The 17,843-nt window shown below is 54.6% G+C and carries 19 protein-coding genes; 9 read left to right on the top strand and 10 right to left on the bottom strand.

All coding sequences use genetic code 11. From position 1 onward, the window contains the following. The first annotated feature begins 165 nt into the window (after positions 1–165). The 7 genes from TLL_RS07385 (at position 166) to TLL_RS07355 (ending at position 4,957) form a co-directional block, all read left to right on the top strand. The gene (locus TLL_RS07385) at positions 166–369 is read left to right on the top strand and encodes a hypothetical protein (RefSeq protein WP_011057296.1); all 204 of its coding nucleotides are present in this window, start codon (positions 166–168) and stop codon (positions 367–369) included. Positions 370–441: 72 nt separating this feature from the next. Further along, entirely contained in the window at positions 442–708 is a 267-nt protein-coding gene (locus tag TLL_RS07380) for a hypothetical protein (RefSeq protein WP_407635181.1), read from the top strand. A 95-nt stretch (positions 709–803) separates the two neighbouring features. After that, complete coding sequence (locus TLL_RS07375; protein WP_011057294.1) at positions 804–1,397, top strand: peroxiredoxin; 594 nt, start codon at positions 804–806, stop codon at positions 1,395–1,397. Between the two features lie 129 nt (positions 1,398–1,526). After that, positions 1,527–2,834: a hypothetical protein gene (locus TLL_RS07370; protein ID WP_011057293.1), complete on the top strand. Its 1,308-nt coding sequence runs from the start codon at positions 1,527–1,529 to the stop codon at positions 2,832–2,834. A 3-nt stretch (positions 2,835–2,837) separates the two neighbouring features. Next, a complete protein-coding gene (locus TLL_RS07365) occupies positions 2,838–3,956 on the top strand; it encodes a hypothetical protein (protein WP_011057292.1) in 1,119 nt (372 codons plus the stop codon). A gap of 78 nt (positions 3,957–4,034) precedes the next feature. Beyond that, positions 4,035–4,505 (top strand): thioredoxin-dependent thiol peroxidase, encoded by a 471-nt coding sequence (gene bcp, locus TLL_RS07360; RefSeq protein WP_011057291.1) that lies wholly within the window; start codon positions 4,035–4,037, stop codon positions 4,503–4,505. Next, complete coding sequence (locus TLL_RS07355) at positions 4,502–4,957, top strand: NUDIX domain-containing protein (protein ID WP_011057290.1); 456 nt, start codon at positions 4,502–4,504, stop codon at positions 4,955–4,957. The genes bcp and TLL_RS07355 overlap by 4 nt, the downstream gene beginning before the upstream one ends. Here TLL_RS07355 and TLL_RS07350 read toward each other — a convergent pair. The 9 genes from TLL_RS07350 to TLL_RS07310 form a co-directional block, all read right to left on the bottom strand. Then, positions 4,954–5,739 (bottom strand): precorrin-2 C(20)-methyltransferase, encoded by a 786-nt coding sequence (locus TLL_RS07350; protein ID WP_011057289.1) that lies wholly within the window; start codon positions 5,737–5,739, stop codon positions 4,954–4,956. The two genes, TLL_RS07355 and TLL_RS07350, sit on opposite strands and share 4 nt — an antisense overlap. Further along, entirely contained in the window at positions 5,685–7,475 is a 1,791-nt protein-coding gene (gene feoB / locus TLL_RS07345) for a ferrous iron transport protein B (protein WP_011057288.1), read from the bottom strand. The genes TLL_RS07350 and feoB overlap by 55 nt, the downstream gene beginning before the upstream one ends. Then, a complete protein-coding gene (locus TLL_RS07340; RefSeq protein WP_011057287.1) occupies positions 7,472–10,360 on the bottom strand; it encodes a GAF domain-containing protein in 2,889 nt (962 codons plus the stop codon). The genes feoB and TLL_RS07340 overlap by 4 nt, the downstream gene beginning before the upstream one ends. A 30-nt stretch (positions 10,361–10,390) precedes the next feature. Then, positions 10,391–10,771 (bottom strand): DUF1818 family protein, encoded by a 381-nt coding sequence (locus TLL_RS07335; protein ID WP_011057286.1) that lies wholly within the window; start codon positions 10,769–10,771, stop codon positions 10,391–10,393. Between the two features lie 11 nt (positions 10,772–10,782). Continuing rightward, positions 10,783–11,577, bottom strand: a complete 795-nt coding sequence (locus TLL_RS07330; protein ID WP_164920880.1) for an MlaE family lipid ABC transporter permease subunit — start codon at positions 11,575–11,577, stop codon at positions 10,783–10,785. Positions 11,578–11,595: 18 nt separating this feature from the next. Next, positions 11,596–12,147: a DUF3172 domain-containing protein gene (locus TLL_RS07325; protein WP_164920879.1), complete on the bottom strand. Its 552-nt coding sequence runs from the start codon at positions 12,145–12,147 to the stop codon at positions 11,596–11,598. A 39-nt stretch (positions 12,148–12,186) separates the two neighbouring features. Continuing rightward, positions 12,187–12,459, bottom strand: a complete 273-nt coding sequence (locus tag TLL_RS07320; protein ID WP_011057283.1) for an RNA recognition motif domain-containing protein — start codon at positions 12,457–12,459, stop codon at positions 12,187–12,189. Between the two features lie 231 nt (positions 12,460–12,690). After that, positions 12,691–13,479, bottom strand: a complete 789-nt coding sequence (locus tag TLL_RS07315; protein ID WP_164920878.1) for a hypothetical protein — start codon at positions 13,477–13,479, stop codon at positions 12,691–12,693. A gap of 81 nt (positions 13,480–13,560) precedes the next feature. Continuing rightward, positions 13,561–13,926 (bottom strand): hypothetical protein, encoded by a 366-nt coding sequence (locus TLL_RS07310; protein WP_164920877.1) that lies wholly within the window; start codon positions 13,924–13,926, stop codon positions 13,561–13,563. A 562-nt stretch (positions 13,927–14,488) separates the two neighbouring features. Here TLL_RS07310 and TLL_RS07305 point away from each other — a divergent pair. Further along, positions 14,489–14,935 carry a hypothetical protein gene (locus TLL_RS07305; RefSeq protein WP_011057281.1) on the top strand — a complete coding sequence of 149 codons (447 nt, stop codon included), beginning with the start codon at positions 14,489–14,491 and terminating at the stop codon, positions 14,933–14,935. Positions 14,936–14,990: 55 nt separating this feature from the next. After that, a complete protein-coding gene (locus TLL_RS07300; RefSeq protein WP_011057280.1) occupies positions 14,991–16,379 on the top strand; it encodes an NAD-dependent malic enzyme in 1,389 nt (462 codons plus the stop codon). Between the two features lie 3 nt (positions 16,380–16,382). Here the strand turns inward: TLL_RS07300 and TLL_RS07295 are convergent, their stop codons facing one another. Next, complete coding sequence (locus tag TLL_RS07295; protein ID WP_011057279.1) at positions 16,383–17,741, bottom strand: S-layer homology domain-containing protein; 1,359 nt, start codon at positions 17,739–17,741, stop codon at positions 16,383–16,385. Positions 17,742–17,843 lie beyond the last annotated feature (102 nt).

Below are 17,843 nucleotides of genomic sequence, written 5' to 3'. Positions count from 1 at the left end.
TTTTTTCTTCAGACGGCAATGGCAACGTTTCTACTCTCCGTCTTTAGTTTGCTTTTGGCGGTGATCTTGGGGGCGATCGCCCCCTGGGCGAGGTTGCATCCTGCCCCTCCTTTGCGCTGACTCAGTAGGGTTGACATTGAATTTGGGCGCGGCACCCCTACGCTGGTGCAACTGCTGGTGTGGGGGTTTGCCATTGGGGGCTTTTTGAATCAGTTAGGCGTTGATCCGGAGCAAATTGCCTTTGAGGTCATGACCGTGCTGTTAAGCAACCGCTTGGTGTCCCCGCTTTTTAACGCCATCTTCTACGGCATCGTTGGCTTGGGATTGAACAATGGTGCCTATTGGAGTGAGGTCTTTGGCAGTGGCTGAGAGGGGGTTCCCAAAGGACCAACGGAAGCCAGCCTCAGCGGCGGTCTCTCGGGTCGGTAAACCCTATGGCGAATTATTCTGCCCCAAGCTATTTTGATTATCCTGACCCCCTTCAGCAATCACTTCATGACGCTGATGCAGGGCTGCGCTCTTTTGGTGGTGATTGGGGCGCCCGAATTGGCAAATCTGACGAGCACGGTTGCCAATCCCATGACCGATCTGCAGCGGAAGCTTTTTGTCTATATCTTGGGGGCAAGGTTCTACTTTGCCTTCTGTTTTTACCGGTCACGGCTCTCCCGCTTCCCTGAGCAGCGGTGGCAGCGATCAACTATTTCATAATCAAAACCGTTATGAGTCTGATATAGTAGACATAGCTGTTAAAAAATGTAAACAGTCCTGTTCAACCTGTCCTAGTTAGGAGTACGAGGTTTTCTATGTCTGAGTGTCTGCGCGTCGGTCAACCCGCCCCCGATTTTGAAGCGGTTGCTGTTTATGACCAAGAGTTCAAAACCATCAAGCTCTCGGACTATCGCGGTAAGTACGTTGTTCTCTTTTTCTATCCCTTGGACTTTACCTTTGTCTGCCCCACGGAAATTGTTGCCTTTAGCGATCGCTACGATGAATTTGCCAAATTGAACACCGAAATCCTGGGCGTGTCTGTGGATAGCCAGTTCTCCCACTTGGCTTGGACACAAACTGATCGCAAAGCTGGTGGTGTCGGCGATCTTAAATATCCCTTGGTGTCTGACCTGAAAAAAGACATCAGCACTGCCTACAATGTCCTGACCGAAGAAGGCGTGGCCCTGCGGGGTCTGTTCATCATTGATAAAGAAGGGATTATCCAACACGCAACAATCAATAACTTGGCCTTTGGCCGCAGTGTTGATGAGACCCTGCGGGTACTCCAAGCGATTCAATACGTTCAAACTCACCCCGATGAAGTCTGCCCCGCGGGCTGGCACCCCGGTGACAAGACGATGAACCCTGACCCTGTCAAATCCAAAGTCTATTTTGAAGCCGTGGGCTAAGGGCCCCTTTTTCTCAGACTGGTCCGTTGGGAACCTGCCCTTGGGGTGGGTTCTTTTTTTGCTTCCCCAAGACCTGCAGGAAAACGCTAGGGTGGAACAAGAGGGGTTTTGCCGAATAGGGAGGCAACCATGACGGTTGATCGCCGCCTGATGCAGGCTGTAGACAGACTGGGGTACCGAGTGACCGCAGGGGATGTGGCGAGCACAGTGGGATTACCGCTACAAACGGCCGAAAAAGGATTAATGGCCTTGGCCGCCGATGTCGGGGGAACGCTGCAAGTGGCCGAAAGCGGTGATATTGTCTATGTCTTCCCAAGAAATTTTCGCAGTATCCTGCAGGCCAAATACTGGCAACTGCGGCTACGGGAGGTAGCGCAGCGGGTTTGGGGCATTGTTTTCTATCTCATTCGCATTTCCTTTGGCATTTTCCTCATTATTTCGATTGTCCTGATTTTTCTGGCGATCGCGATCATTTTGATTGCCCTTTCCAGTCAAGGTCGAGACGATGACAATCGCGGCCAAGACCGCTCTTGGGGGGGCGGTGGCATCAATTTTTGGGTCTTTCCCGACTTTTGGTATTTCTTTGGCGATTCTTCTCCCCGGCGATCGCGCTCCCCATCAAGGGGCAATGGCGAGGAAATCGAGGAAATGAACTTTTTTGAGGGGGTGTATTCCTTCCTCTTTGGCGATGGCAATCCCAATGCGGACCTTGAAGAGCGCCGCTGGCAACTGATTGGCCAGGTCATCCGCAACAATAGCGGGGCGGTGACGGCAGAGCAAATTGCCCCCTATCTCGATTTAGAAACCGATCCGGGGGACGACGAGTGGTACATGCTGCCGGTGCTCACCCACTTTAATGGCCGTCCGCAGGTTACGGAGACAGGGCAAATTATCTATTGCTTTCCTGAGCTACAAACGACGGCTCAAACTCGCCAAGGGCAACAGCAGAGACTTCCCCCCATCTTGGAGGAGCAGCTCTGGCGCTTTAGTCGGGCACCGGCTTGGCAAATTATGGTGGCCATTGGCTTGGGGTGTGTCAATCTCATCGGTGCACTGATGCTGTGGTACCTGCTGGGAGATGGGGCGATCGCCCAAGAGCTGGGGGGACTGGTGGCCTTTGTCGCCTCGATCTTTTGGATTTTACTTGGCTATGGCATTGGCTTTTTGGGAATTCCCTTGGGGCGGTACTACTGGTTACAGTCGCAAAATCAACGCATTCGCGATCGCAATGCCCGCCGCTATCACTTCGCTAATCTCTTGGCCAATCCCACACCCCAGTTGCGTGCCAAATTACGGGCCGCTCAAGCCTATGCCCAGCAGCGGCAAATCCGTGAACAGGATGTGATTTATCGCTCAGATCAGGATTTGGTGGAGCAGGAACTCGACCAATCGGAAGCCATTGATCGCGAGTGGCTACGCCGCCTGGAATCGGAGTAGATCATGACTCGCTCTGCTCTACGCCTAGTGGCTGCCACAGGGAATCTCGCGGCCATTCAAGCCCTTCTAGGGGCGGCCCTTGCTCCCAAGGGGATAGGGGTCACAGTGAGCCAGCAGCGAGAATGTCTCCTGTTGCGCCTTCAGTGTCCAAGGGCTGTCCCGGCTGCGATTGTGCTAACGCTACTCGCTCGCGAACTGGTCCATTGGCCAAACTATGCCCACAGCAGACTCCTGATCACCGCCTCCCAAGGCAGCAACGATCTCTGGGAAGAGGTGCTTGATCTGACCTGTCCCCATGAGTTACTGCGCCTTGCCAAGGGGGAGCACCTGCGTCAGCAGCTCCCCACCCCGCCCCGCAGGGAGGCGTTTGGCATTCCCGTACAACCCCTCAGCAGCCAAGATTGGCAAGTGATGGCAGCGGGGTTGGGTCTATCGCTTTTGCTCCTTGCTTCCGAGCAGATGACCTTTTTGCTCAGTCCGCTGGTGACTCTGGTTCACGAGCTGGGTCATGCAGTGGTGGCCTGGCTCTTTGGCTATCCAGCGGTTCCGGCCTTTGATTTTCGCTACGGTGGTGGCGTCACCCTCCATGGCGATCGCGCAGGGGGGCTTGTCCTGCTCATCTACACAGGATTACTGGCCTTGGCCTATTTCTACCGTCAAAATCGGCTGACCCTTATTTGCCTTGGGGTCTTGACGCTGGTCTATACCCTTGTGGCCTTTAGTCCTGTCCATGAAATGCTCTTTGTGGCGATGGGGCATGGCTTTGAACTTGTTTTTGCTGGGATTTTTCTCTACCGTGCCCTCAGTGGTTGGGGGTGCCGCTACCCCATTGAACGTCCCCTCTACGGTATGGTGGGGTTTTTCATTGTGTTTTTTAATATGCGCTTTGCTTGGCAGTTGCAGTTTAATCCTGTGGTTCGGGAAATGTACCTCATGGGTAAGGGGGGCATTGATCACGACTTGGTTCGCCTTGCCCGCGACTTTTTCCACACCGACTTAGCCACCGTGGTCGGCCTCTACGGCTTTTTTGTGGTTCTGACACCGGCGATCGCCTTCCTCCTCTATCGCTATCGCCAGCTCATGCTGTACCTATTGATTCGCCTCTTTTTCTCTGAGGGCTAGAGGCTCCCCCCTGGCCACTCCAGCAGGAGCCAAACTGGGGGAAGATAGAAAGGGTCAACCCTTGGGAATTGCTCAAAAATGTCCCTAACCGCTGGGGCGATCGCTCCCCCCTTTGAACTGGCGGATGCCACGGGTCAGTTGGTGCGTTTGGCTGACTTTCAAGGCCAGTGGGTGATTCTCTATTTCTATCCCCGTGACAATACCCCTGGCTGCACCACAGAAGCCTGTGCCTACCGTGAGCTTAGTGCCACCTTGGGCGATCGCAACGTCGTTATCTTAGGCATCAGCCCCGATAGTGTCACCTCCCACGCCAAATTCCAGCAAAAGCTCGACTTGCCCTTTCGTCTGCTGGCAGATGTGGATGCCAAAGTTGCCCAGGCCTACGGCAGCTATGGCCCGAAAAAGTTCATGGGCAAGGAATATCTAGGTGTCTATCGGGATACGTTTCTCATCGATCCCACAGGTAAAATTGCCGCCATTTATCGGCGGGTCAAACCCGCTGCCCACGTGGCGCAAGTGCTAGCGGATCTGGAGCGGCTGCAAGGGTGAATGGGTTTTGGCGAGTTCTACGCTTTTTCCTGAAGCGATTCTGGCGGCATCCCTTTGTGGCGGTGTCAGTCATTGCCTTGACGGCAGGCGATCGCCTGATTTTGGTCCAACGCCGCGATACGGGGCAATGGTCGCTGCCAGGGGGCATGATGGACTGGGGAGAAACGATCCTCGACACGGGGGCACGGGAATTAGCGGAGGAAACGGGTCTCACCCTCACCTGCTTTGAGGGTTTAGTGGGGGTCTATTCTGACCCGAAGCGGGATCCGCGGGTGCATGCGGTGTGTATCGCGATCACTGCCCGCGTCAGCGGTGAGCCACAGGTCATGGATATCAAGGAAGTGCGGGCCGTGGCCGCCTTTGCCCTCAGTGACGTCCCCTTAGCCGATTTAGCTCATGACCATGCCCAACAGTTACAGGACTATTTCAGTGGCCGCCTAGGCTTGACTTAAGCCCTCGAGAAATTCTGCAAAATTGGGCGCTGCTTCCAGAGAATGAGCAGCGAAAAGTAGGGCAGGGTTAACTCTGGATAGTTCGTAAGGGGGGTGTAGATTTGCTGTTTAGGCGTTGTTGCCCAGCTCACCACTGCCGCCTGCTCCAGGAGGTTCTGTTCCTTGAGCCAATGCCAGACCTGGCCATAGACCGATCGCACCTTCATGAAAACCACCACCTCTGCCCATGCCCAGACCCGAGCGAGGTCATCTCCGTGGTACATCCCTGGGACAATTGCCAAGCGATCGCTCCCCAGGGTCAGGGGCACCCCTAAACTGGCGGCCGCCGCCAAGGGCGAGCAAACTCCCGGAATCACCTCAATCGCAATCTGGGAGTCAAGGTTCTGGAGGGCGGCTGCTAGATAGGAAAACGTACTATAGAAACTGACATCCCCCTCAGAGACAAACACCACATCCCTGCCCTGAGTGAGGTATGCATAGACTTGATCCGCTGCCTTTTGCCATGCCCGTTCTAAGATATCTGGCTCAAGAACATAGGGGAATTCCAGGGGGAGGTAAATTTGCTGGGGTTGTTTGTAGGGGGCAATGATCTCCTCGGCAATGCCGCGGCGCCCCTGTAGCCCCGCAGGAAAGGCAATCACCGTCGCTTGCTGCAAGCGTCGCCAGCCTTTGAGGGTGATGAGTTCGGGATCCCCAGGACCAACACCAATGCCACAGAGAGTAGCCATTAGCCCCAGCCCCACCAGTGCCCCAGTTGATAGACAGCGCCGCTCACAAGCCACGCTATCCCCAAGGCATAGAGGGTAGCAAAAATTGTCAACGGTCCGCGTTTTGATTCACTCCAGAGGGTGGCCAGGGTGCTGAGACAGGGGGTGTAAAGGAGCGTAAAAAGCATAAAGCTGTAGGCCTGCAGGGGGGTCAAGTCCTGGGCGATCGCCTGCTGTAGGGAGGTACCGGAAAGGTGATAGATAACTGCCAACGCGCCAATGACAATCTCCTTAGCCACAAAGCCAACAATGAGGGCGATCGTCAGTTCAGGTGTAATGCCCACCGGTGCCAAAAGCGGCTGTAGCGCCGTCCCCAGTCGGCCCGCCCAGGTCTCTGGGCTTGAGGGGGTTGCATTCAAGGGCAAATGGGTCAATGCCCACACCACCAACACACCCATCATAATGAAGCCCGTTGCCCGCGAGAGAAAGTGCCGCACCTCGCCCCAGGCCCGCAGGATCACCTGTTGTGCCGTCGGCCAACGATAGGGGGGCAACTCCAGCAAAAAGGGATCTGTATTCGGGAAATAACCTTGAAAACAGAGGGCCGTGAACAAGGCGGCGAGAATACTCCAACCATAGAGAGACACAAGGACCGCTGCCCCCCACTGCGGTGGAAACAAACAGGCAATGAGAAAGACAAACACCTGTAGCCGTGCTGAACAGAGGGAAAAGGGAATGATCAGCATTGTCAGTAGCCGCAGCCCCGGCGAGCGAATAATGCGGGTGGCCATCAGGGCCGGGACATTGCAGCCAAAGCCCATCAAGCCGAGAACAAAACTGCGGCCATCTAAACCCAAGCGGGCCATGAGCCCATCCATGAGATAAGCAGCCCGGGCCAAGTAGCCACTGTCTTCGACGATCGCCATCACAATAAAGAAGATGGTGACTAAGGGCACAAACGCTGCCACTGTGGTTATGCCGCCATAGAGGCCCTCAAGCAGCAAACTGCTGAGCAAGGGGGGAAGCCCGGCAAAAACTGGCTCTAGCACCTGTCCCTGAAAGGCTTCAAAGGTATCACTGAGCCAGCCCTGCAGCCCTAGACCCAGTACCCACACCACTTGAAAGACAAGGTATAGCCCCCCAAAAAACAGGGGCAGTCCCCACAGGGGGTGTAGCAACCAGTCATCCAATTGCTCTGTCAGTCTACGAACGGTGCGACTAGGGAAAGTGACGGTGTCCGCTAGTAGGGGTGCGATCGCTCCCGAATCAAGCTCTGGCAACGTTGGTTGCAGGAGCGGCCCTTGGGGAATAGGGGCTTCCTTGAGCGCATGGCAAATTGTTTCGTAGGCCTGCCAATAGCCACCACCGTATTTAGCACTGAGAGCAACGACGGGCACCCCCAGGCGATCGCTCAACTTCGCAGTATCAATCTCAATCCCCAGTTGCCCAGCCTCATCAGCCATATTCAAAAGCACCACCATGGGTAGCCCCCACGCCTTCACCTGCAGGGCTAAGCGCAATTGATGCTGAATCTGACTGGCATTGAGAATCACCAACACCAACCGCACCGGCACCCGTTGGAAAAACTCACGCACAATGGTTTCATCGGCAGCTGTCCCCGCTAGATCGTAGATGCCTGGTAAATCCACCAGCTTAACCCTCTCACCATTGAGGGACATCTCCGCTTCTGCTAAGTCCACCGTAATCCCTGGCCAGTTGCCCACACGGGCACGGGCGGCAGCAATGCGATTGAAAAATGTCGATTTACCAGTGTTGGGGAGGCCGAGAAGAGCGATCGTGCTGGGGGTCATTGGCGTGGCTGTGAGGATTGCAGTTCGAAGGTACCCGTGTCGCCATGATTGAGGGGAATGAGCAGACGACTGAGGAAGCGGCCATCCTCTAACTTATACATGTCAAGGCTGTAGCCTAGGCGTTGACAAAGATGGCAGCAAATTTTGAGGTGGCGCCCGGGGGGCTGATCAAGGCTAGAGGGAGCTAGCCAGTCAAGATGTTCCAGTTGGTGCAGTTTAATGAGTAACTGTGGCTCCACTTCCCCATTGTCGGTAATGGAGAGTTCCAGCCAAGACGCCGTTTTCCCCCCCTGACCGATGCCTTCAATTTGCTGACACCAAATGTCAATGCGACCTTGGGAGGGCGATCGCTGGCAGGCAAAAAGCAGCAATTCATAGAGGATTAACTCCAGCTTGCTAAGGTCGCCATTGAGGGTGAGCACGGGCTGATTGTGAACTTGAATCCACAGTTGTTTGCGCTGCTTCCAGTTTTCGATGCGATCCATCACTCGCTTGAGGACCACCGCTAGGCCTGCTGTGTGGGTGGCTTTGTCCAGTTGCCACACCTCATGGCTCAGGAGAGGATGGAGAGATTCCAACTGGGTTTGCAGGAGCGTGCCCAACCGCCGCAGCAGTGGGTCTGCCTCGGGGTGCTCCTGAACCCATTGCGTCAACTGCTGGCAGAAACTCGTGAGTTGACCATAGACCTGCTCAAGGCGACGGTGTTTGTACCAGTTGAGGGTTTCAAGGGTCTGCCAGCCTTGGGTGAGCATCTGAATAAGGGAGGTGCTGCGGTGTGCCCAAGCTAAATGGTTGACAAGGGTAATGAAGGCCTCTAGGTGCAAGGTTGACCAGAGGCGATCGCGGTGATCGGCCACAATCAGCACTCCCGAAGGCTCATATTCTGGATCTGTGCGCAGGGCGATCGCCAAAATTTGGCCAATATCTGGCCCCGACAGCCACTCACGGGTACGGGGATCCAGTTCGGCTGCCGTGGTTTGAATCAACCCAGCGTAGGGATTGCCATTGACATCGGCTTGGGAGGCCATCAGGGCACTGTGGATGAGGGGATCCTCATAGATAGGAATCTCAATGTCGTTGCGAATGACAAACTTGGGATGGCTGGGGGGCGGTGCCACAATCGAGCCAACGGTCTGACCGGGTTGCCAAGTTACTAAAGCAACAAGGGGCACCTGCATCAAATTCATGAGCTGCTGCAAGCCCGTCAGTTCAAGGCGCTCGAGGTTTTGGGTGCGTTGCAGTGCCCTTAACCCCGCCAACATCGCCGATCGCACCTGCTCCTGCTGCGTATTGGTCTTTTGCAGTTGCCACTGATGGCTAATCAGGCCAAGGAGGCGAGCCACCTCCTGTACAAGGGTTTGCTGACCTTTGCCCCAAAGGGTGGGTTCAGTGCGCCCCACCAGCAGCAGCGCCTCCAGAGAATGGCCAGGGGTGGTGGTTGCCGCTAGAAGGGACTGGATATTCAGCTTGCCGAGAACCTCTTTCCAAGAGTAAAGGCGCAATTCATTGCTGTAGTCCTCAAGGGCAATGGCTGTTGTTGCCGTTTCCAGAAGCTGCCAGTCCATTTTTTGCAATGGTGGGAAGGGGGGATGGCGATCGCGCCCCCGGGGAGCCGGATACTGAAACACAACATCAAAGGCTTGGGTCAGGGAGTTATAGGTCAGCAAAAAGACCCACTGCGCCCCCAGATCCGCCGCCAACCTTTCGCCCGCACGGTGGAGCACCCGCCGCCAGTCCTGCTCATCACAGATGGCTTGAGCCAACTCACTCACCAAGCTTTGGGCATGCTGCGTCTGTGCCAAGAGATGTTCCAGACGTTCAGTGGGGGCTGCTAAGGCCAATAGCTCTGCGGTGATTTGCAGGAGCTTCTTCTCGTTGTCGTTCCAAGGGTAAGGGTCATTGCGCTCGAATGTGAGAAAGCCCACGACCTCGGTGCCCACCAGAATCGGGGTTGCCAGAAGGGCACGGCAGTTGAGCATTTGCATCAGCCGCAATGGTGCGGTGGCACTGACCACACTTTGGCTATCGCTGACACTCACGGTTTGGCCACTGGCAAGGGCAGTATAACAACCTGCTAACTCCTGCTGCGTAATTGCTAGGGGTTGTCGCTGGCTCTCGCGGCTCTGGGGTTTACCAACGGTGTAACTGCGCCGCCGATAGAGGGGTTGCGCCACATCTCGCCAAAAGAGGCTGGTACGTTGAGGTTGACAGAATTGGTGCACTGCCAGCAACAGGGCTTCAATACGCTGACTGAAGCTATTGGCACGGCTGGCCTCCTGCAGCAGATGGCGTATGGGGTCATCACTAGTCATTGCGGCAGCAGCCACCTGCTTTGCTTCTGGTACCCCTTTCGTTGTTTTGGTGGCTGCTAGGCGTTCTAGTTCTGGTCCAAGGGCACTGACTAGGAGGCTCATGTGGGCCAAATCATCCCCCCGCAGCGTATCGCCCCATGTGGTGGAACCGGTGATGAGAATGCCAAGGGGTTGACGATGGCGGACAATGGGATAGATAGCGGTGCCTTGAATACCCAAACGGGTGGCGGCTTCCCGTAATTCTCCTAGGCGAGGTTCCTCCTTAAGACTAGGCAAACTAATGGGCTTGCGGTTCATCAACACCTGATCGAGAAGACTGCCCGCAGCAAGGGTCAGTTTCTGTTTGAGAAAGGGATGATCACCGACGGGCGTTGTTCCCCCTTGGCCAATGAGTTGTTTGGAGGCTTCATTGTACAGCCCCAACCAGACAAAGGACATACCGAGGGTTTCTTGGACAAAGCTCACCAAGGGAGCAATGAGTCCGCCAATTTGCTCTTGCTGTTGTAACTGTTTGATGGTGTTCACTAGTGCCGCCAAAGGGGGGCTGACCTTCGGGGATTTCGCAGAGGTCATAGGGGCGATCGCAACCGAGAAGGATGTCTTCTATTGTAAACTTTGCCCCTTCGCAATCCCGTCCTTCAGTTCACAGCAGGCAAGGAGAAAGTCTGGGGGCACAGGGGCAGGCCATGTACCCTCAACGCGGCGATCGCCCAACACAATCAGATGCAGGCTATAGGCATGGGGATAGCCCTCCAATTCCAACTGCACAGCGTCGTTGTGGCCACTGAGGGTAATCATTTCCTCGGGCATCAATTCGGGGGCGATCGCCTGAAGCTGCTCATGGAGTTGGCGAAATAGCTCCACAAATGCCCTAAACTCAGCGTCAGTGAGTTCGGTGGCCCAATCCTCGGCACCCACCAGACCTGCATAGTGTTGATCACTGCGCCAGCCCACCCGCCAGCCTTGCCCCACTCGCAGTTCCATAGACCAGCCCTCTAGAACGTGGGTACGAGGCTACTGTTGCCGCCAAAGAGTGCCCAAGACAGGAAAAAGTTGAGAATAAAAATGGCCAGTAGCGAGATCACCACTGCTGCCGTGGTGGATTGACCGACTCCCTTGGCGCCCCCCGTGGTTGTAATGCCCCAACTGCAGCCAATGATGGCCACCACACCACCAAAAATGCCCGATTTGATAATTGAACTCCACAGATCCCAAGTTTGCAGAAAGTTCTGAATGGACTCAATATATACCCCAGGGGGAATACCGTAGAGATAATCGCCAATAATCAACCCCCCCCACAAACCCGTTACCAGTGCTAGGATATTAAGAATTGGCAACATGACCACACAGGCAATAAACCGTGGCACCACTAAGTAATCTACGGGGTTGGTGCCTAACATATAGAGGGCGTCAATTTGCTCAGTGACTTTCATGGTACCAATTTCAGCTGCAAAGGCGGAGCCAACCCGGCCGGCGAGCACCACCGCTGTCAGTACAGGCCCTAGTTCCCGCGCAAGGGCGATCGCCAGCACCCCACCCACCGCAGACGTGGCACCAAAGGCAATAAATTCACGGGCGACTTGAATCGTAAACACCATACCCACGAAGGCAGCTGTAATCAGGGCAACACTGAGGGAGGCAGGCCCCACCAAAGCCATTTGCTCGATCAAGTTACGCAGAGCAATCCGCCCCCGCAGCACACGGTAGATGACTTGACCCCCTAAGAGAAGGGCTGTACCCAAGCGTTGGACACCTTGGCTTGCACGCCAGCGTAGCCGTGGCCACTTCATCGCCTTCACTGTTGCGTCCTAGAAATTACCGGTTTCACCCGCAGCACCATTACCCAAGCCTGAGAGTTTGAGGAAGAGGTTTTTATCCGTTGTGCTCTGATAGACACAGCTAATTTCAGGCTTGGCGTCTAGGTTACCAACATAGCCAAAGGTATTCAGCCGTTGGCGACAACTGCGCAACTGTTCACCCGTAATGAGTTGTCGCTGCTCTAGGAGGGCAACGTTGTTGGCCCGCAGAACACAGCCCGGTTGCATTGAGGGTTGAGACACAAAAACCGAAAAGGGATTAAAGGTCACAAAAATCCGCGTATCCACCGCGATCGCGCTCGCGCCAAATTGCACGCAAATATCGGGATTGGGCGCTGCTTGATCAATAAACTGCGTCGAGGCCACGTTATCTGGGTTAAGGGTCGTGGTTTTGCTAAAGGTGACGCCAACGCCAACCCCAATAATGAAAACGCCGCCCAAGACCGCCAAGGTACGGGTGTTCACCGCCGACTTGGATTCTGGCTCTGGAGGACGACGAGTTTGGGGACGGGGACGCGGTGGAGATGGCGAACGTCGAGGCATAGCAGGAAAAGTGAACAGCACTTCCCTACCAGTATGCCCTTATAAGGAAGAGTTTGACTGCCCCCCCGGCTGTTTTGGCTTGGCCTTGTTCACTTTCAGGACTCGCCCTAGCCATGTGGCACCATCAAGATCATCAATGGCAACGGCCTCCTGGGTTTCATCTGCCAGTTCGACAAACGCAAAGCCCCGTCGCTTACCGGTTTCGCGATCCACCGGCAACACAATCCGGCGAATGGCACCATATTTTTCAAAAACTTCGCGAAGATCGTTTTCAGTGGCCTCGTAGGAGAGGTTGCCGATGTACAGTGTCATAACCCGAACTCAGAAGCAATTTGACAATCATGATAGCCTTTTGCCTTGATTTTTCTGTGCGATCCAGGCTACACAACTCAGGACTTTGCAAAGAAAATTAACGTTTTCTATCGGACTGAAAATATGTGAGGTTAAAAGGAAATTAATCCACTGCTATCAGTCAACTGCAATAGCCGACTAAGGCAATTCAGGCAAAAAACAGGCGCCCTCAGGGCGCCCAGGAAAAGTGGATTATGGCTTAATATTGGGCTTCAGGCAGCAACCAGTGGCTACCAGCTTAGCATCTAGCACCGCCGTATCATCTTGCACCTGAAAGCTTAACCGGCAGCCGTCCAGCCAAGAGGGCTGAATGGGAATTGTGAGGGTTGTCACCGTTCCAGCGCTCACCCCAGTGTTAGGCCAGAGGTACTGCCAGTACAGCACACTGCCGTTCTTCCAGATGGAGATGCTGTCATTACCGGCATCAGGGCTTTGGTTCGACTGGCCATTCGTCAGCGCCTTGGCTGTTACGACCAGCTTGGCCTTTTGTACCTCGCAGCAGCGTTCTTTGCACCCGTTCCATTGGAAGGTATGCCGTACGTGGCGATTTATCGTAGTACCGTTGAAATTTGGCTCTATCCATTGTGGACCGGGGGTGCTGGGGAAGTCCGGACCATAGGGCGTAGTGCTATTGGGCGGGGGTGCCTTGAGCAGAATCGTCTTTGGACAGGGCTTTTGGGCATTACCCAGCAAGTCGGTCGAGGCTTGGCGCTCTTCAATCTCATCGGGTATGGGGAGACTGCGCAGCTGAGGCAGTTGAGGTAGAGGCCGTTGCAGAAAAGGTGGTTCTTCTACTTCAGGTGGAGCATTGTTTTTCTCAATCCGCCGCGGCTCTGATGGGAGGGGCAGCCCTATCGGAGTAGGACCACCAGGGGGCCGCCGTCGCATTGCAGGCGTTTGTGCTAGGGAAAGCGTTGCCCCCAGACCAAAAGTGATAGAGAGAATAGCAACAATGGCTTTTGTGTTAGTAAAAATTTTCATGGTGATCTCCTCCTTCGTCATTGTTGGCAATTAGGGTGGGGAAGAGGTATAGAGAGTTATGGAGAAATACTCGCTGAGCTATTAATCCGTTGGGATTTCGCAGCGCCAGCAAATTTCTGCTGATGGATCAAGGTCAATAAGGCGAGTGCCGGGGGGGCATTCGTAATGTTGGGGTGGGCGACCGATATAACACTTGTTTTGAGAATCCCAAGGATTACCTGGATTACCACCTATTTGCATGAACTCTTCCCTAGGTGCCTTGCGTGATGAAGTACCAATTAGCGGTATGTCAACCGATCCGTCCCTAGGTGCCTTGCGTGATGAATTACCAATTAGCGGGATGTCAACCGATGGGAACTGTGGTTTTTTTTTCTGCTCAGCCTGGGCTATATTCACGCTCAAAAGAGTAGCAATAGCAGCAATAATGAGAGAGTTGCGCACTCCCATGAGCAAAATCCTCCTTTGTAATGCTGAATGCTGAATGTATTTGAAGGTGCAAAGCCTTAATGTGGTGGGCTTTAGCTGCTTTTGATACGCTGGACGATTGTGTGGCAGCTTGTGTTCCTGATTCTTTTTGCTGATGAAGAGGTAGCTGTATTTGGTTGATTTTGCAGCACTCGACTAGCTCGCTGCTCTATCCCTAGAGCGAGTGTAGGAATTGATGCTCCCTACCCTCAGGATTTGTCCTAGCCGTGTTCGATCCTAAGGGTCATCAGTGGCACCGTTTTTATTTTTACTCTTGACAACAAAATCTACTGGCAAGAAGCAATGTTCATTTTACTGTTCGCCGCCTCAATGGAGACTCAGGAAACTTGTGCCTAGATTACTAGCAAAGAGTATAGTTCCTAGCAGTGAGTTTGTGCCTGTGCCACCACTGGCATAGTTCTAACGAAAAACAGCTATTAACCTGTCACGATCAAGGTATCAGCGTAACGACACCGCCCTTCGCTACGCTTGACGCTTCAAAACGCTGGTTTGAGCGACTTCTCGTCTCAGGTACGGAAATAAAATGATTTCGTTGGCACGTTTGGGTTGGTCACTTTCAGTTGTATTGGGAGTTGTGACCCTTGGGTTTACCAATGGACTGGCGATCGCTCGCCCGACAAGCCTTTTAGCAGGACAACATCAATTGCCGTTGGCGAATGGACTCTACCTCTTTGGCGAATCTCCCCAACCGCAACAAATAGGTCGTAGCTACATTGTCTTTGAAGTGCACGATCGCAAGGTCTATGGGGCGCTTTACCTGGCCAATTCCTCCTTTGACTGTTTTCGGGGTACCGTGGGCGATCGCCAGTTGCAGGTGACGGTTCTGCCCACCTACGAGGAAGAGCCCTATCCAGCAGAAATTGATTTGCCCAGTTTCTATAGTTTGCGTCCCTTGAGCGCCAGCGATCGCGCCATTTTGGCCGCCTGCAAAGCCGAACCACTACCCATTGCCACCCAAACAGGAAGCTAGGCAGAGGTGCTATTATCAGACGGTACCTTCTGCCGTGAACTCTTGAGCGCTATCGATGGTGAAACTGACGCCAACCCCTGCCTACAGTCTGACCCTGCGATTAGAGACCTCCTTGGATCCAACGGAATTGGGAACGGTTCTTCAGATCATTGGCGGGCAACAGGGGCAAGTGGGTTCCATCAGGCTCCTTGAGAAAACGGCCAATAGAATCCTGCGGGAACTGGTGGTGGTGGCTGCCAGCCAGGAGCATGGGCAGGCTATTGTCAATGCTGTGAAATCTGACGGCCAAGCCACAGTGCTAGAGGTGAGCGATCGCACCTTCCGCCTCCATGAGGGCGGCAAAATCACCATTAAGAGCAAGCATCCGCTGCAAGAATACGACGATCTGGCGATGGCCTATACGCCGGGTGTGGGTCGGGTATCCCAGGCGATCGCTGACGATCCAGACTTGGTTCACAAACTCACCATTAAAAGCCATACCGTTGCCATTGTCAGTGACGGTAGCGCTGTGTTGGGCTTGGGCAATATCGGCCCAGAGGCTGCCCTACCGGTGATGGAGGGCAAAGCCATGCTCTTTCAAGAATTTGCTGGCTTGGACGCCTTTCCCATCTGTTTGGCCACCCAAGAGGTGGATGAAATCGTTGCCACCGTGAAGCGGATTGCCCCTGTCTTTGGTGGCATCAACCTAGAGGATATTAGTGCCCCCCGCTGCTTTGACATCGAAGCTCGCCTGCAGGCGGAACTGGATATCCCTGTGTTTCACGACGATCAGCACGGCACGGCCATTGTCACCCTTGCGGCCCTTAAAAATGCCCTGCAATTCGTGGGTAAATCCTTAGAAACGGTGCGCATTGTGATTAATGGCGCAGGGGCGGCTGGGATTGCCGTGGCACGACTCCTGCGCAAAGCGGGGGCCAAAGACTTAATTTTATGTAATCGCCGCGGCATTCTCTCACTGCAGACAGACCTAACTCCCGCTCAAAAGGAATTTGCCGTTACCCAAACGGGAACCCTTGCCGATGCCCTTGGGGATGCCGATGTCTTTATTGGCCTGAGCGCCCCTGGTGTCCTCACAGTGGAAATGGTACAGCGCATGGCCAAAGAAGCGATTGTTTTTGCCATGGCCAATCCGGTTCCGGAAATCCAACCAGAACTCATCTATAACCATGTGGCGGTGGTCGCCACTGGCCGCAGTGACTACCCCAACCAAATCAACAATGTGCTGGCCTTTCCGGGGGTGTTTAAGGGTACCCTTGCCTGTCGAGCACCACGAATGACCGAGGAAATGTTCCTCGCGGCAGCAGAAGCGATCGCGGGCTTGGTGAGTCCCTCGGAACGCCACTCAGCCTATATTGTTCCCTCGGTGTTTGACCCCCGGGTGGCACCAGCGGTGGCCAAGGCAGTGGAGGACTGCGCGCGATCGCTGGGGTTAGCCCGTGCCTAGTCTCTATTGCGGGACAGTAAAGGACTGAGTCAGGGTCAGGCGCAAATCCGTATTGGCATCAACCACCACTAGTCGCCGTACCGCCGGATCAATCACACCCCCAATCGTGGCACCGGCGGCGGCACCGGTAATCACTTTTTCGGGCGTAATCTTGCGATCGCCAATCACCGCCGAGGCACCGGTGGCAACGGCCGCCCCAATTAATGTATCCCGAATAATCGAAGTTGCCGGACGCCCCTGATTGGTTTCAATGGCTGCGCCGGTTGCGGCTCCCGTGAGCACCTTCAAGGGGGTGATCTTTTGATTGCCCAGCAGGCCAGACAATCCAGCCGCCACCGCTGACCCAATGGCCGCATTGCGGAAGACATTGCCAATGTTGGGGTCGCGGGCATCGCGAATCGTGCGAATGACTTGGGAATTGGCGGCGATCGGTAGCTGGCGGTTATTGATCACCACTGTATTGGCCACAAATTGGGAGCCTCCTTGGGCCGGCTGGATCTGGCCAAAAATTTCACTGCCTACGGGAATGACGACTCGACCCTGACTATCGCGGACATCGGCAGCCGTCACCAAGCGCAGGGCAATCGTTTCACTGGGACTCAGGACAATCCGCTCCGCATCGGGAAAACGAGCCGGAATCTGTTGACCAGCCGGTAGTGCAATGGGTGAAGTGGTGGCTGCACCCGCAATGTACTGTGTCGGGACGAGGGCTTGGGCACCGGGAGCACGGGTCGCCTGACACAGGAATGCCGCAATATCGGCACGGGTAGCCAGTTGATTAGGGCCAAAAACTTGCACATTCGGATAGTTGACCACCACCTGTTTAGCGGTCGCCGCAGCTACACCGGCTCGCCCATAGGCGGGAATCGCAGCCGCATCATTGAACTGGGCTAAAACTGCCTCAACAGAAGGTGGTGTGGGATATTGCAAGCCGCTGGCAAGGGCAACAATTGCCTGAACGCGAGGAATATTTTGATTGGGCTGAAAAACATTGCCGGGGTAGCCACTCAAGAAGCCGGTCCGGGTCGCGTTTTGAATCGCACTCGCTGCCCAAAATGTACTGGGGACATCGTTAAACGTACCAGGGGCCCGCACCACTGGGGCATTGGGAAACGCCTTCCCCAGCATGGCCGCATATTCAGCGCGGGTTACTGGCGCCAAAGGCCGAAATGTGCCGTCGGGATAGCCGCTGATAATGTTGCGACTGGCAAGGTGATCAATACAGCCCTGTGCCCAAATGCCTTGGGTATCGGTAAAACGGGATTGGGCTTGGGCAGGAACCGCTGCTAGAAGGGCAAGGGTACCAGAACTCATTAAACCGCAACTCAAAACGGCCAAGCTGCGCTGTGCTAGGCTCTGCATCGCAAATCTCTCCAATTAAGACATTAAAGCTCTTTGAGAGGGTTGACCCCTCAGCAATTTTCATTGGGAAAACACGCCAATGGTTGACTCTGCTCATCCCTA

Origin of the sequence: Thermosynechococcus vestitus BP-1 (genome assembly GCF_000011345.1) — a bacterium.
In the GTDB taxonomy this organism is placed as follows: Bacteria; Cyanobacteriota; Cyanobacteriia; order Thermosynechococcales; family Thermosynechococcaceae; genus Thermosynechococcus; species Thermosynechococcus vestitus.
Note: the sequence above shows the minus strand (reverse complement) of the source record. Positions and strands in the feature narration are given on the sequence as shown.

What these genes read in the sequence shown, in the direction of transcription:
- TLL_RS07375 (WP_011057294.1), top strand. Translation starts at nt 804, where the DNA reads ATGTCTGAGTGTCTGCGCGTCGGTCAACCCGCCCCCGATTTTGAAGCG.
- TLL_RS07370 (WP_011057293.1), top strand. Translation starts at nt 1,527, where the DNA reads ATGACGGTTGATCGCCGCCTGATGCAGGCTGTAGACAGACTGGGGTAC.
- TLL_RS07365 (WP_011057292.1), top strand. Translation starts at nt 2,838, where the DNA reads ATGACTCGCTCTGCTCTACGCCTAGTGGCTGCCACAGGGAATCTCGCG.
- bcp (WP_011057291.1), top strand. Translation starts at nt 4,035, where the DNA reads ATGTCCCTAACCGCTGGGGCGATCGCTCCCCCCTTTGAACTGGCGGAT.
- feoB (WP_011057288.1), bottom strand. Translation starts at nt 7,475, where the DNA reads ATGACCCCCAGCACGATCGCTCTTCTCGGCCTCCCCAACACTGGTAAA.
- TLL_RS07340 (WP_011057287.1), bottom strand. Translation starts at nt 10,360, where the DNA reads ATGACCTCTGCGAAATCCCCGAAGGTCAGCCCCCCTTTGGCGGCACTA.
- TLL_RS07335 (WP_011057286.1), bottom strand. Translation starts at nt 10,771, where the DNA reads ATGGAACTGCGAGTGGGGCAAGGCTGGCGGGTGGGCTGGCGCAGTGAT.
- TLL_RS07330 (WP_164920880.1), bottom strand. Translation starts at nt 11,577, where the DNA reads ATGAAGTGGCCACGGCTACGCTGGCGTGCAAGCCAAGGTGTCCAACGC.
- TLL_RS07325 (WP_164920879.1), bottom strand. Translation starts at nt 12,147, where the DNA reads ATGCCTCGACGTTCGCCATCTCCACCGCGTCCCCGTCCCCAAACTCGT.
- TLL_RS07320 (WP_011057283.1), bottom strand. Translation starts at nt 12,459, where the DNA reads ATGACACTGTACATCGGCAACCTCTCCTACGAGGCCACTGAAAACGAT.
- TLL_RS07315 (WP_164920878.1), bottom strand. Translation starts at nt 13,479, where the DNA reads ATGAAAATTTTTACTAACACAAAAGCCATTGTTGCTATTCTCTCTATC.
- TLL_RS07310 (WP_164920877.1), bottom strand. Translation starts at nt 13,926, where the DNA reads ATGGGAGTGCGCAACTCTCTCATTATTGCTGCTATTGCTACTCTTTTG.
- TLL_RS07305 (WP_011057281.1), top strand. Translation starts at nt 14,489, where the DNA reads ATGATTTCGTTGGCACGTTTGGGTTGGTCACTTTCAGTTGTATTGGGA.
- TLL_RS07300 (WP_011057280.1), top strand. Translation starts at nt 14,991, where the DNA reads ATGGTGAAACTGACGCCAACCCCTGCCTACAGTCTGACCCTGCGATTA.
- TLL_RS07295 (WP_011057279.1), bottom strand. Translation starts at nt 17,741, where the DNA reads ATGCAGAGCCTAGCACAGCGCAGCTTGGCCGTTTTGAGTTGCGGTTTA.